The following is a 14,149-nucleotide window of genomic DNA, read 5'->3' on the forward strand; positions in this document are numbered from 1 at the left end:
TCGTGCTGTCGCGCGAACGACCGTCCCGATCCGCATCGCGACGTATCTTCGACCGCACATTGGAAGAAGGACGAGACGACATGCAATTCGAATTCACGCCCCGGGTGCTCGCGCTGCGCGCCGAGCTGCTCAAGTTCATGGACAAGCACGTCTACCCGAACGAGAAGCGACGCGAGGAAGAGCTGGCCGCCAACGCCCGCGCCGGCCGCCCCTACGCCGAGCTGCCGATGATGGCCGGCCTCAAGGCCAAGGCGCGCGAGCGCGGCCTGTGGAACCTGTTCCTGCCCGAGTCGGAGCACGGCCCGGGCCTGAGCAATGTCGAGTACGCGCCGCTGTGCGAGATCATGGGGCGCCGCTACTGGAGCGCCGAAATCTTCAACTGCTCCGCACCCGACACCGGCAACATGGAAGTGCTGGCGCGCTACGGCACCAAGGCGCAGCAGGAGCGCTGGCTCACGCCGCTGCTCGCCGGCGAGATCCGCTCGTCGTTCGCCATGACCGAGCCCGAGGTGGCCTCCAGCGACGCCACCAACATCCGCTGCAGCATCCGCCGCGAGGGCGACGAGTACGTCATCAACGGGCGCAAGTGGTACATCACCGGCGCCATGAACGAGCGCTGCGAGATCTTCGTGCTGATGGGCAAGACCGACCCCGACAACGCCGACCGCCACAAGCAGCAGTCGATGGTGCTCGTGCCCAAGAACACACCGGGCATCACCATCGTGCGCGACATGCAGCTGCTGGGCATGTACGACCCGCCCTTCGGCCACCCCGAGATCGTGTTCGACAACGTGCGCGTGCCGGTCGAGAACATCCTGCTGGGCGAGGGCCGCGGCTTCGAGATCGCGCAGGGCCGCCTCGGCCCCGGACGCATCCACCACTGCATGCGCGCCATCGGCATGGCCGAGGCCGCGCTGGAGATGATGTGCCAGCGCCTGGTGTCGCGCGTGGCCTTCCACAAGCCACTGTCGGAGCAGGGCGTGTGGCGCGAGCGCATTGCCGAGTCGCGCATGCTCATCGAGCAGTCGCGCTGGATGGTGCTGAATGCGGCCTACCGCATGGACACCGTCGGCAACAAGGTGGCGGCCAAGGAGATCGCCATGATCAAGGTGCTCACGCCGAACAACTGCGTGAAGGTGATCGACTGGGCCATGCAGGCCTTCGGCGCGATGGGCCTGAGCCAGGACACGCTGCTCACGCACTTCTACGCCTACGAGCGCCACCTGCGCGTGGCCGATGGCCCCGACGAGGTGCACCGCAACGCGATCGCGAAGCAGGAGCTGGCGGCGTACCAGTAACGGCAGTGCCGCCGCCACCGTGAGCGTATGGGCGTCAGTCCACGCGCTTCGCGCGCTCCAGCATCGCGTGCAGCAAGACGTTGCAGCCGGCCGTCAGGTGGTCGGGCTGCGCGTCCTCGATCTCGTTGTGGCTGATGCCGTCCTTGCAGGGCACGAAGATCATGCCGGCCGGTGCGAGCCGCGCGGCATAGATCGCGTCGTGGCCCGCGCCCGAGACCACGTCCATGGTCGAATAGCCGAGCCGTTCGGTCGCGCGGCGCACCGCATCCACGCAATCGGGGTGAAACGGGCAGGGCGGAAAGTACGACACGCGCTCGATCGTCACGTCCAACCCGGTCTCGCGTCCCGTGCGTTCGACGAAGGCGAGGATCTCGCCGTGCATGCGGTCGAGCAATTCGCCGCTCACGTTGCGCAGGTCGACCGAGAACTTCACCTCGCCCGGAATCACGTTGCGACTGTTCGGGTGCACCTGCACCATGCCGACCGTGCCGCGCCCGTAGGGCGGGTAGCGCAGCCCGATGGCCACCACCTCCTGCATGATCCGCGTCGCCACCTGCAGCGCGTCGCGACGCAGGTGCATCGGCGTGGGGCCCGCATGCGCCTCCATGCCGGTGACGACGCAGTCGTACCACGAGAGGCCGAGCACCGCCGGCACCACGCCGATGACCTTGTCCGCATCCTCCAGCACCGGCCCCTGCTCGATGTGCGCCTCGAAGTAGGCGCCGATGGGGTGGTCGCCCGGTGTCTGGTCGCCGATGTAGCCGATGCGTTCCAGCTCCTCTTGCACCGTCTTGCCTTCGGTGTCCTTGGCCGCATAGGCGTGTTCCAGGCTGAAGGCGCCGCAGAACACGCCCGAGCCCATCATCACCGGCACGAAGCGCGAGCCTTCCTCGTTGGTCCAGAACGCGACTTCGATGGGCGCCTCGGTGCGAATGCCCTGGTCGTTCAGCGTGCGCACCACTTCCAGTGCCGACAGCACGCCGTAGTTGCCGTCGAACTTGCCGCCGGTGGGCTGCGTGTCGATGTGGCTGCCCGACACGATGGGCGGCAGCGCGGGGTTGCTGCCTTCGCGGCGCATGAAGACGTTGCCGATCTTGTCGACGGTGATGCTCAGGCCGGCTTCCTTGCCCCACGAGACCACGAGGTCGCGGCCTTCTTTGTCGAGGTCGGTCAGCGCCAGGCGCTTGACGCCGCCCTTGGGCGTGGCGCCGATGCGTGCCAGTTCCATCAGCGAGTTCCACAGGCGCTCGCCGTTGATCGTCAGCACCTGCGTGTCCACTGCTGCATTCATGTATGACTCCTTGGGGGTTCAGCGCGCCACGGCCGTGGGCGCGTGCTGCTGCTTGAAGCGTTCGAGAGCGGTGAACATCGGCGCGAAGGGCGGGCGCTTGAGGTAGCGGCCGGTGCCGGGCTCGGCGCGCAGGTCGCCGTCGCGCCAGACCCAGCGGCCGGCGCTCACCGTGTGCCTGGGCACACCCGTCACTTCGCGGCCTTCGAAGATGTTGAAGTCGCTCTTCGAATGCTGCGTCTTCACCGACAGCGTCTTGGTCGCCTTCGGGTCCCAGACCACGATGTCGGCGTCGGCACCGGGCTGGATCACGCCCTTGCGCGGGTACAGGTTGAACAGCTGCGCCGCGTTGGTCGAGGTGACGCGCACGAACTCCGACGGCGTGAGCCGGCCCGCGTTGACGCCGGCATCCCACAGCACGGCCATGCGCTCTTCGACGCCGCCGCAGCCGTTGGGAATCTTCGTGAAGTCGTCGCGGCCGGCCGCCTTCTGCTCGGCGCAGAAGGTGCAATGGTCGGTGGCCGTGGTGTGCAGGTTGCCGCCCTGCAGACCGCGCCACAGCATGGCCTGGTTCTCGCGCGAGCGGAAGGGCGGGCTCATCACGTGGGCGGCAGCGCGCGCGAAGTCGGGGTCGCGGTAGGCGCTCTCGTCGACCACGAGGTGGCCGGCCAGCACTTCGCCATACACGCGCTGGCCGCGTGCGCGGGCGCGGGTGATGGCGTCGAGCGCTTCACCGCACGACACGTGCACCACGTAGATCGGCACGCCCAGCACGTCGGCGATGGCGATGGCGCGGTTGGCCGCCTCGGCCTCGACCATCGGCGGGCGCGACAGCGGATGGCCTTCGGGGCCGCGGATGCCCTGCGCCAGCAGTTGCTGCTGCAGCATCGCGACCAGCTCGCCGTTTTCCGCATGCACCGTCGGCATGGCGCCGAGTTCCAGCGAGCGCTGGAAGCTCTTCACCAGGATTTCGTCGTCGGCCATGATCGCGTTCTTGTAGGCCATGAAGTGCTTGAAGCTGTTCACGCCATGCTCGTGCACCAGCGTGCCCATGTCCTTGTGCACGCTGTCGTTCCACCAGGTCACGGCCACGTGAAAGCTGTAGTCGCCGGCCGATTTCTCGGCCCAGCCGCGCCACATGCGAAAGGCGTCCATCAGCGACTGCTGCGGGTCGGGAATCACGAAGTCGATGATGCTGGTGGTGCCACCGGCCAGGCCCGCCGCCGTGCCGCTGAAGAAGTCGTCGGCCGCCACGGTGCCCATGAAGGGCAGCTGCATGTGGGTGTGCGGGTCGATGCCGCCGGGCATGACGTAGGCGCCGCCGGCGTCGACGACTTCGGCGCCCGCCGGCACCTGCAGGTCGGTGCCGACCTGGAGGATCTTGTCCCCCTGGCAGAGCACGTCGGCACGGTGCTCGGCATCGGCGTTGACCACCGTGCCACCGCGAATGAGAACGGTCATGGCGTGGGTTCCTTTTCTTTCTTGCTTCAGCTGGGGTTCTTGAGGGGTGGGGCCAGGCCCTGAAGCTGCGGCGCGCGCGCCTTCATCAGCCCCATGTAGACCACGGCCGACAGCACCACGCCGACGAACCAGGCGTAGGTGTAGACCGTCTTGAAGAACTCGGGCATCGTCGGCACGACCGACGGAAAGGCCGCGTTCAGAAAGCCCGGGATGTTGGGCAGCACGCCGACGACGAAGGCGATGACGGCCGCCATGTTCCAGCCATTGCCGTAGCTGTACGCGCCGTTCTCGCGGTAGAGCGCATCGACGTCCAGCTCCTTGCGGCGGATGAGGTAGTAGTCGGCAATCAGGATGCCGGCCACCGGCCCCAGCAGCGCCGAGTAGCCGATGAGCCAGGTGAAGATGTAGCCCTGCGTGGTCTCCAACACCTTCCACGGCATCATCACGATGGCGATGCCGGCCGTGATGTAGCCGCCCGTGCGGTACGAGATCTTCTTCGGGTTGAGGGCAGAGAAGTCGTAGGCCGGGCCCACGAGGTTGGCCGCCAGGTTCACGCTCACGGTGTCGATCAGCAGGATGATGAGCGCGAGCAGCACCGCGGCGCCGGTCATGCGGCTGGCCAGGTCCACCGGGTCCCACAGCGCCTTGCCGTAGATGACCACCGTGGCCGAGGTGACCATCACGGCCATCATCGCGAGCAGGCCCATGGGTGCGGGCAGGCCGATCACCTGGCCCACCACCTGGTCGCGCTGCGAGCGCGAGAAGCGCGTGAAGTCGGGGATGTTCAGCGCCAGCGTGGCCCAGAAGCCGACCATGGCCGTGAGCGACGGCCAGAACACGGCCCAGAACATGCCGGCCTTCTTGCCGCCGGCCTCGAACTGCGAAGGCTGGTCGAAGATCGGGCCCAGGCCGCCCGCGCGCTGCACGGCCCAGTAGAGCAGGGCGATGCATACGATGATCTTCAGCGGGGCGGTGTAGGTTTCGAGCCGGCGGATCGACTCGATGCCGTGCACCACGAAGTACAGCTGGATGGCCCAGAAGATCAGGAAGCACACCAGCTGCGCGCCGTTGATGCCGAGCATCGGCAGCTTGTCGCCGCCCAGCGGCTGGCCCATGAGCACGCCGACCAGCGTGTAGATCATCTGGCCGCCGAACCAGGTCTGGATGCCGTACCAGCCGCAGGCCACGATGGCGCGCAGCAAGGCGGGGAGCCGCGCCCCGCGCGTGCCGAACGAGGCGCGCGCCATCACCGCATACGGAATGCCGTACTTCGCGCCCGCGTGGCCGATGAGCAGCATCGGCACCAGCACGATGGCGTTGCCGAGGAATACGGTCAGCACCGCCTGCCCCCACGACATGCCGCCTTCGATGAGGCTGGCCGCCAGCATGTAGGCGGGGATGCACATCACCATGCCCACCCAGAGTGCGGCGAAGTGGTACCAGCGCCACGTTCGCTGCGCCAGCGTGGTGGGCGCCAGGTCCTCGTTCCAGAGGTTTGCGGCGGGTGCGCCGCCGTGCTGTGGGGTCGTCATGTGGGTTTTCTCCTGCACGTGTGTCGTGCGTCTGGCCGTGTGGTCGTTCCCCTCCCGCCGCCGCCCGGTCTGCGCCGGGCTTGGTCATTCATTTGCTCACTCACTCACTCGCTTGTTCGATATCCCGTTCAGGCGGGGCTGCCGGTGCGCATCGGGTTGTTGGGGTGCGTGGTCCAGTTGGCGTAGTGGCCGACCACCGGGTGGCCGGTGCGCGCGTCCGTCTCACCGGCCTTCAGCGTGCGCATCGACAGCGCGCCGGGCACCGGGCAGATCGACACGCACAGGTTGCAGCCGACGCACTCTTCTTCCTTCACTTCGAAGAAGCGCATGCCGTCTTTCGTGGCGCTGATGGCCTGGTGCGAGGTGTCTTCGCACACCACGTGGCAACGGCCGCACTGGATGCACAGGTCCTGGTGAATCACCGCCTTGTCGACGTGGTTCAGGTTCAGCTGCTGCCAGTCGGTGATGCTGCCGACCGCACGGCCGCGCATCTGCTCGAGGTTGGCGTAGCCCTTCTGGTCCATGAAGTTCGACAGGCCGTCGCACAGGTCCTGCACGATCTTGAAGCCGTAGACCATGGCAGCAGTGCACACCTGCACCGAGCCGCTGCCCAGCGCGATGAACTCGGCCGCATCGCGCCAGGTCGAGACGCCGCCGATGCCCGAGATGGGCAGGCCGGCGGTCTGCGGGTCGCGCGCGATCTCGGCCACCATGTGCAGCGCGATCGGCTTGGCGCCGGGGCCGCAGTAGCCGCCGTGCGAGCCCTTGCCGTCGGTGTGCGGGAACATCGCCATCGCGTCCAGGTCGACGCCCATGATCGAGTTGATGGTGTTGATGAGGCTCACCGCATCGGCGCCGCCCTTCTTGGCCGCACGTGCAGCGGGCCGGATGTCGGCCACGTTGGGCGTGAGCTTCACGATCACCGGCAGCTTCGAGTAGTGTTTGCACCACTCGGCCACCATCTGGATGTACTCGGGCACCTGGCCCACGGCCGCGCCCATGCCGCGCTCGCTCATGCCGTGCGGGCAGCCGAAGTTCAGCTCGATCCCGTCGCAGCCGGTGTCCTCGACCATGGGCAGGATGTTCTTCCAGGACTCTTCGGTGCACGGCACCATGATCGACGCCACCAGCGCGCGGTCGGGCCAGTTGCGCTTCACGCGCGTCATCTCTTCGAGGTTGGTGCGCAGCGGCCGGTCGGAAATCAGCTCGATGTTGTTGAAGCCCGTCACGCGGCGGTCGGCCGCATAGGACACGGCATAGCGCGGGCCGTGCACGTTGACCACGTTCGGGTCTTCGCCCACGGTCTTCCAGACCACGCCGCCCCAGCCGGCCTCGAAGGCGCGGACCACGTTGATCTCCTTGTCGGTCGGCGGTGCCGAGGCCAGCCAGAAGGGGTTGGGGCTGCGGATGCCCACGAAGTCGATGCTCAGGTCTGCCATGTGAATTGCTCCTGTCGCGGCAAGGCGCGCACGGATGGAATGAGAGGAAAGGAGGATCGGTGCGGTCGCGTCAGGCCGCGCGCAGGTGGCGGTCGATGGACAGCGCGGCCTGCTTGCCGTCTTCCACCGCCTCGACCGTGAGGTCGCGCCCGCCGAAGCGCGCGTCGCCGCCGGCCCAGACCTTCGGGAGCGAGCTGCGGCATTCCGCATCGGTACTGATGCGCCCGCCCTGCAGCTGCACGCCGCTGTCTTCCAGCGCGGTCGCGACAAAGCTCTGGCCGATGGCGCACAGCACCATGTCGGCCTGCAGCGCGAGGGCTTCACCCGTTTCGGCCAGCTTGCCGTCGACCAGCGCGGTGCGCGCGAAGTCGATGCCGCGCAGCACGCCGCCCTTGGCGCGCAAGGCCTTGGGCGCGGCCCAGTGGATGATGCGCACGCCGTTCTCCTTGGCCCAGCTCTGCTCGTCGACCGAGGCGCCCATGGCTTCCGCGCCGCGCCGGTAGACGATGCTCACGTCTTCCGCGCCGAGCTTGCGCGACTGCACGGCCGCGTCCACCGCGGTCATGCCGCCGCCGATCACCACCACGTGGCGGCCGATGGCCACGTCGGCCGGCGACGCGGCCTGACGCAGCTCGGCAATGAAGTCCACTGCATCGCGCACGCCGGTCTGCTCGCCCAGGCCCAGCGTGTTCACGCCGGCCAGGCCCAGGCCCAGGAACACCGCGTCGTAGTCGGCGGCGAGCGCATCCAGGTGCAGCTCGCGGCCCAGTGCCTGGTTGTTGCGCACCTCGATGCCGCCGACCGACAGCAGCCACTCGATCTCGCGTTGCGCGAAGTCGTTCACCGTCTTGTAGCTGGCGAGGCCGTATTCGTTCAGGCCGCCGAGCTTGGGGCGCGCGTCGAACAGCGTCACCTGGTGGCCCAGCACCGCGAGGCGGTGCGCGCAGGCCAGGCCGGCCGGGCCCGCGCCGACGACGGCAATGCGCTTGCCCGTGTCGGCCGCGCGCACGAACAGCGGCGCGCCGGGCGCGTCGAAGAAGGCATCGGTCGCATGGCGCTGCAGCAGGCCGATCTCCACCGGCTTGCTCTCGTTGCTGTTGCGCACGCAGGCCTGCTCGCACAGCACCTCGGTCGGGCACACGCGGGCGCACATGCCGCCCAGCGGGTTCTCTTCGAGGATGGTGCGCGCGGCGCCGCGCAGGTTGCCGTCGGCAATGCGGCGGATGAAGGTCGGGATGTCGATGCCCGTGGGGCAGGCCGTCTGGCAGGGCGCGTCGAAGCAGTAGTAGCAGCGCTCGGCCTCGATGTTGGCCTGCACCACGTTCAGCGGCGGGTGGGCGTCGCAGAAGTTCTTGGCGTACTGCGCGGGGTCGAGACGGCCGGCGCGCACATCGGAGGCAATGTGCGCGCTGGGCGCGACGGGATTCATCGTGCTGCTCATGGGCTTTCAAGCTCCAGGTCGTGGTGGGGTAACCGTGTGCGACATGAGAGATCGAGCCCTCATGAAGTTTGACCAAGTGGTCGAATGTCGCGATGATTCAGCAAACGAGGGGTGCCGCCCATACACAGTTGGCGCGGCGCACGAGAAAGTGTTTGCCGCTGCCGACCATGCTGTTTGGTGCACTCCCCAGCACAGTTGCCCAGGGCAAACCCTGTCCAGACAGGCCGCATGCGTTTCTCAAGGAGACCCGGTGATGCAGAGTTCAAGCAACGCGTCGGCGCTGCGCCAGCCGGCGCCCGCCGGTGCCGGTTGGATGCAGGGCCTGATGGGCGACATGGACGAAGCCGCGCCCGGCCTCGGGCTGGCGCAGCGCCTCGTGGTGGGCGTCGAATTGCGCGTCATTGACGGGCGCCTGGCGCCAGGCACCAAGATGCCTTCGGTGCGCGCGCTGGCCGGCAAGCTGGGCATCAGCACCTTCACCGTCACCGAGTCGTACAGCGCCTTGCGCGCGCGCTCGGTGCTGGCCTCGCGGCCGGGCAGCGGCTACTACGTGCTGCACCGGCCTTCGCGCGTGGCAACCGACGACGCCGATGCGGCGCCGCGCATGACCGACACCGCCACGGCCCACGACCGCCCGCCACCCCCCGAATACCGGGGCGACGACCTGGTGCGCGAAGCCATGCGCCGCGTGGCCCGCTCGGCCCCCGAATGGGACAGCGGCACGCGACATGGTTTCGGCCTGCCGCGCCTGCGCGAACTGATCGCCGCGCGCCATCGCGTCGAATTGCCCGCACTGGGCCCGCAGCAGGTCATGACGGCAGCGGGCAGCCTCGGCGCCACGATGTGCCTGCTGCAGGCCTGGACCGAGCCCGGCGACGCGGTGCTGGTCGAGTCGCCCGCACCGCGCCAGCTGCGCAGCCTGATCCGCACGCTGGGCCGTCGCATGCTCGAAGTGCCACGGCGCGGCGGCTGCCTCGACATCGCCGCGCTCGACGGCCATGCCGTGCTGTTGCCTGCGGCAAGCCGCCAGCGCCTGCTGTTCCTGTCGACGGCAGTTTCCAATCCCCTGGGCGTGTGCATGAGCCCGCAGGGCGCGCACCAGGCGCTGCAGGCGGCCGAGCGGCACGACCTGCGCGTGATCGAGCTCGACACCTGGCGCGGGCTCTCGCCGCTGCAGGCGCCCAGCCTTGCCGCGATGGACGGGCTGCAGCGCGTGGCGCAGGTCGGTGGCGTGTCGACCACGCTCTCGGCCAAGCTGCGGCTTGCACATGTGCTGCTGCCGCAGCATTGGGTCGACGATGCGGCCTTGCGCTGCCTGCACACCACGCTCGGGCCGAGCGAGTTCGAGGAGCGCGTCGCCTGCGAGGTGCTGGCCGATGCCGGCTATCCGCGCTTCCTGCAGAAGCTCAACACCGCGCTGAAGATCGCCGGCGAGCGCACGCTGTCGTTGCTGACAGGCGCGGGCCTGCAGGCGCTGTGCGTGCCCGATGGCGGTCCCTTTCTCTGCGCAGGCTGGCCGCCCGGCTGCGAGCCTCGTCCATCGAGCGATGCGGTGCTGCAGGAGGCGCGCAAGCAGGGCCTGCCGCTCGCGGCCGCGACCGATTTCGGCGACATGCCGCAGCCCTTTGCCTGGTATCGCTTCAACGTCGCGCACTGCGGCGACGAGCGACTGGTGCGCTTCCTGGCGCGGATGAAGAACCCATGAGCGCTGCGCCACCCCTGCGAACTGCGGCGCGTCCTCCCGCCGTGAAGCGCCAGGCCCGCCGCCAGAACCTCGAGAGCGCCATCCTCGCGGTGGCGCAGGAGCGATTCGCGCTGCACGGCTACGGCGGCGTGTCGGTCGACGACATCGCGGCCGACGCGGGCATCTCCAAGCAGAGCCTGCTGTACTACTTCCCCTCGAAGAAGGCGCTGTACAGCCGCGTGTTCAACGACGTGCTCGATTCGTGGCTGTCGAACCTCAACAGCCTGGCCGACGCCGACCTCGACCCGCATGCCGCGCTGGAGCGCTACGTCACGCAGAAGCTGCAGTTCTCGTACGACCACCCTTCGGGCTCGCGGCTGTTCGCGCAGGAAATCATTTCGCAGGCGCCGCAATGCGCCGACGACATCGAGGCCAAGCTGGTACCGGCCTTCCGCGCCGAAGCGGCCGTGCTGAACCGCTGGATGGCGAACGGCGACGTGGCGCCGCTGCCCGTGCCGCACCTGCTGTTCACGCTGTGGGCCATGACGCAGACCTACGCCGACTTCGCCTGGCAGATGCGCATGCTGCTCGGCAAGCAGGCGCTGGAGCCGGCGGATTTCGACCTGGCCCGCGAGACCATTCTGCGGATGCTCGAAGGCGCGCTGGGGCTGAAGCGGCCCGCCACCTCGGCGGTGGTGACGAGCGGGCACGCTGCGCTGCCTCCCGTGGAAAAAGCCGGGAAGGAGCGGGCCTAGTCGCGCGTCTCGAGCACCATCGACACCTCGACCACGCCGCCGCGAGGCAGCGACGCGACGCCCACGGTGGTGCGAACCGGCAGTGGGGCATCGGGGAAGATCCGTTGAAGCGCCGCCGAGGCCGCGTCCATCACCTGGGCGTGGTCCTTGAAGTCGCCGTAAGCCTGGAGGTAGCCGTTCAGTGCCACGACGCGAACGACGCGCGAGAGGCTGCCGAGCTCGTCCTGTGCCGCGCGCAGCAGGGCGCTGACAGCAGCCACTGCGGCTCGCTGGCCGCGCGGCACATCGTCGGGGCCGTCGAGCCGGCCTGTGATCACCTGGCCGTTCTCGCGCGCCACCACGCCGCTCGAATGCAGCAGGTTTCCCACTTGCGCGAATGTGGCGTAAGTACCCGATGGCTTGGCCCGCACCACTTCAGGTGGGCACAGCTGGTCGAGCAAGAAATCTTCGGGTTGCGCATCGCAGGCCTCGCCGCCGACCCAGCACCCTTCCTGCGTGTTCGCATCCCATGGCAATCCCACGTGGATCGCGGAGGGCGAACCCATTGCTTCTCCCTGCCGCACGGTTACTGAAAGCGCCTCGTGGCCGACCAGCCCAAGGTGGCGCAGGCCCCAGGCCAGCGCGGCGGCGGCGATGCCCGTGGCGGCGTCTTCCGGGTAGCCGGAAGATTTGGGAAATTGCCGTGCGCTGACCGTGTCGGTCTCGTCCCGTGACATCGCATAGGGATACAGCCCGGTGGACCCGAGGCGTTCGCACAGCGATTCGACCCGCGCGAAGTCCACGCGCAATGCGTGCAACTGCGCGGTGTCGGCCAGGCGAACCAGCGTCTTGACCCGGCTGGTGGCGGCGTTGAGTACCGGCCCCACGATCTGTCCGACTTCGATGCCAAGGCATTGCGCGATGTCTTCGACCAGCTGCCGCTGCGTCACCTCTTCCACCGTGGCGCGCGGCTGGCTGATCTGCACCGTGCCATCGACGCGCCGGCCCGTCACGGTGCCACTGAGCGTTTCGATCGCGACGGGCGCACCGTCCCATTCGCCGCGCCGGTGCAGCAGCCACAGCGCGCCGACCGTGGCGTGGCCGCACATTTCCATCTCGTGCTTGGGCACGAAGTAACGCATGCGCAGCCGGTGCGCCGGTGTGGTCGGCTTCAGCACGAAGACGGACTCATGGCCGCTGAGCCGGGTGTGCTCCTGCATCTGTGCGGTGGAGAGCGCGTCGGCATCGAGCCAGACGGGCGCGGGGTTGCCGCCGACGGATGGATCGGGGCCGACGAACACGCGGATGTTCCGGCAACCGGGCGCAGAAAAAATCGCAGCCATCGTCAATCAGCCCTCGCGTTGACCGAGCGCGCGATGCCGCCCCAGAGCTTGATGTCGCCGCGGATCTGTTCCTCGAACACCTCGGGCCGCACGCTCCACGGCGTCACGCCCTTGGCCAGCATGTCGGTGCGCAGGGCCGGGTCTTTCATCGCGGTGTCGAGCGCGGCACGCAGGCGCTGCACCACCGGCTGCGGCGTGGCGGCCGGCGCCATCAGGCCGTACCAGAGCTGCGGCTTGAAGTCCTTGATGCCGGCCGCCTCGAAGGTCGGCAGGTCGGAAAAACCCGCCGACGGTTCACTGATGGCCAGCGCCCGCATGCGGCCGCCGCGCACCTGCGCCAGCAACGCGGGCGGGTTGTCGAACAGCGCCTGGATCTGGCCTGCCATCAGGTCGGCCTGCGCGGGTGCGGCACCGCGGTAGGGCACATGCGTCATCTCGATGCCGGTGCGCTGCTTGAAGAGTTCGCCCGCCAGGTGGCTCAGGCTGCCGTTGCCGATGCTGCCGTAGTTGAGCGCCTGCGGGTTGGCCTTGGCGTAGCCGACGAAGTCCTTCACCGTGCGCGCCGCCAGCGCGGGCGTGACCACCAGCACGAAAGGCGTGGTGCCGATGGTGCCGATCGGCACCAGGTCCTTGAGGGGGTCGTACGGGAGCTTGGGGTACACCGCATCGGCCGAGGCGATGGTGGTCGTGGTACTGGCCACCAGCGTGTAGCCGTCGGGGTTCGCCTTCGCGCCGAAGCCCGTGCCCACGGTGCCGCCCGCGCCCGAGCGGTTGTCGATGATCACCGACACACCGAGCGCAGCCTGCAGCCGCAGCTGCACCGAACGGAAGATCACGTCCGTTCCGCCGCCGGCGGGGAAGGGTACGATGATGGTGATCGGCTTCACCGGGTAGGCCGGATCGGAGGCCGGCCACGAGGCGGTCGGCCCGTACAGGGCACCGGCGGCGGCCAGGCCCAGGAGCGCGCGGCGCAGAGGTTGAGTAGTCATGGGGTCTTCTTGCAGGAGTGGTCCTTCCGATTCTGTGGAGCGCGCGCCAACGCGTGCGCCCGATTGCGACATGCGCGGCTTCGAATGCGACAAGGAACGGCCATGCCACTGACTTCCAGCCACCCGCCGCCCCGCCAATCGCTGTTCGTCGAACGGCTGTCTCACCAGGCGACGATGGTCGCCAACACCCGCGACCACTACGCCACCGACGCGCACGTGCACGATTGCGACATGCTGTTCGTGCCCATCGCAGGCCGCTTCAGCGTGGGCGATGCGCAGGGCGAGGCGCAGCGCCTCGGGCCCGGCCACTTCGTCTGGTTCGCGGCGGGCAGCGCGCATTCGACGACCACGCTCACCGCGGGCCAGAGCCATGTCGCGGTCTACGTCGATCCGGCGCTGTGGGCCACGGCCTTGCAGGCGCAGGGCGTCGTGCGGCCCCCGCAAGGCATGCGCGCGGGCAGCACCGCGCTGGGCGCCCTGTCGCAGCGGATGTTCGAATCGACCCGCGCGGGCGACAGCGAGAACTACGTGCTGTGCGGCGCGCTCGTGATGGAGGCCGCGCGCCTGAGCGCCAACCCGTTGTCGGAGGGCGACGCTTCGCCGGCGTTGTGGGTGGCCGAGCTGCTGGCCGAAACGATGCTGCGCGATCTGGCGCAGCCCCTGTCGCTCGACGCCTTCGCCCAGCAGCACCGGCTGTCGCGCCGGCAGGTGGAGCGGATCTTTCGCGCGAAGCACGGCATCTCGCCGCTGGAGTTCCTGCAGCGCCAGCGCATCGAACGGGCCGTGTACCTGTTGCAGACCACGCGGGACTCGGTGCTGTCCATCGCGCTGCAGGTCGGCTGGGAGTCGGCGTCCTATCTTTCCCGGATGCTGGAGAAGACCTGGGCGAAGACGGCGACGCAAATTCGCGCGGCAGCCCCTCGACAGAACTAGCCTGGCC

General features: G+C 68.6%; 11 protein-coding genes. 4 read left to right on the forward strand and 7 right to left on the reverse strand.

Annotation, left to right across the window (positions count from 1 at the left end):
- The first annotated feature begins 80 nt into the window (after positions 1-80).
- A complete protein-coding gene (locus tag AC07YS_RS16270) occupies positions 81-1,298 on the forward strand; it encodes an acyl-CoA dehydrogenase family protein (RefSeq protein ID WP_495267648.1) in 1,218 nt (405 codons plus the stop codon).
- A 34-nt stretch (positions 1,299-1,332) separates the two neighbouring features.
- Here the strand turns inward: AC07YS_RS16270 and AC07YS_RS16275 are convergent, their stop codons facing one another.
- From AC07YS_RS16275 to AC07YS_RS16295, 5 genes are all read right to left on the reverse strand, one after another.
- Positions 1,333-2,589: a Zn-dependent hydrolase gene (locus AC07YS_RS16275; RefSeq protein WP_495267647.1), complete on the reverse strand. Its 1,257-nt coding sequence runs from the start codon at positions 2,587-2,589 to the stop codon at positions 1,333-1,335.
- Between the two features lie 18 nt (positions 2,590-2,607).
- Entirely contained in the window at positions 2,608-4,047 is a 1,440-nt protein-coding gene (hydA, locus tag AC07YS_RS16280) for a dihydropyrimidinase (protein ID WP_095948742.1), read from the reverse strand.
- Between the two features lie 26 nt (positions 4,048-4,073).
- Positions 4,074-5,579, reverse strand: coding sequence for an NCS1 family nucleobase:cation symporter-1 (locus tag AC07YS_RS16285; RefSeq protein WP_495267646.1), 1,506 nt, complete (start codon positions 5,577-5,579; stop codon positions 4,074-4,076).
- Positions 5,580-5,707: 128 nt separating this feature from the next.
- Positions 5,708-7,018 carry an NAD-dependent dihydropyrimidine dehydrogenase subunit PreA gene (gene preA / locus AC07YS_RS16290; RefSeq protein WP_495267645.1) on the reverse strand — a complete coding sequence of 437 codons (1,311 nt, stop codon included), beginning with the start codon at positions 7,016-7,018 and terminating at the stop codon, positions 5,708-5,710.
- Between the two features lie 70 nt (positions 7,019-7,088).
- Positions 7,089-8,459 (reverse strand): NAD(P)-dependent oxidoreductase, encoded by a 1,371-nt coding sequence (locus AC07YS_RS16295; protein ID WP_495267644.1) that lies wholly within the window; start codon positions 8,457-8,459, stop codon positions 7,089-7,091.
- 253 nt (positions 8,460-8,712) lie between these two features.
- Here AC07YS_RS16295 and AC07YS_RS16300 point away from each other — a divergent pair, with 253 nt between their 5' ends.
- Positions 8,713-10,164, forward strand: a complete 1,452-nt coding sequence (locus AC07YS_RS16300) for an aminotransferase-like domain-containing protein (RefSeq protein ID WP_495267643.1) — start codon at positions 8,713-8,715, stop codon at positions 10,162-10,164.
- Positions 10,161-10,898: a TetR family transcriptional regulator C-terminal domain-containing protein gene (locus AC07YS_RS16305; protein WP_139702566.1), complete on the forward strand. Its 738-nt coding sequence runs from the start codon at positions 10,161-10,163 to the stop codon at positions 10,896-10,898. The genes AC07YS_RS16300 and AC07YS_RS16305 overlap by 4 nt, the downstream gene beginning before the upstream one ends.
- Here AC07YS_RS16305 and AC07YS_RS16310 read toward each other — a convergent pair.
- Positions 10,895-12,220 carry a PhzF family phenazine biosynthesis isomerase gene (locus AC07YS_RS16310; RefSeq protein WP_495267642.1) on the reverse strand — a complete coding sequence of 442 codons (1,326 nt, stop codon included), beginning with the start codon at positions 12,218-12,220 and terminating at the stop codon, positions 10,895-10,897. The genes AC07YS_RS16305 and AC07YS_RS16310 overlap by 4 nt on opposite strands.
- A 2-nt stretch (positions 12,221-12,222) precedes the next feature.
- Complete coding sequence (locus AC07YS_RS16315; protein WP_495267641.1) at positions 12,223-13,209, reverse strand: Bug family tripartite tricarboxylate transporter substrate binding protein; 987 nt, start codon at positions 13,207-13,209, stop codon at positions 12,223-12,225.
- Between the two features lie 102 nt (positions 13,210-13,311).
- Here AC07YS_RS16315 and AC07YS_RS16320 point away from each other — a divergent pair, with 102 nt between their 5' ends.
- Positions 13,312-14,142 (forward strand): AraC family transcriptional regulator, encoded by an 831-nt coding sequence (locus tag AC07YS_RS16320; RefSeq protein ID WP_159273091.1) that lies wholly within the window; start codon positions 13,312-13,314, stop codon positions 14,140-14,142.
- The last annotated feature ends 7 nt before the right edge of the window (positions 14,143-14,149 follow it).

It is taken from the genome of Variovorax sp. GW458-11-26-14-LB1 (genome assembly GCF_059423965.1).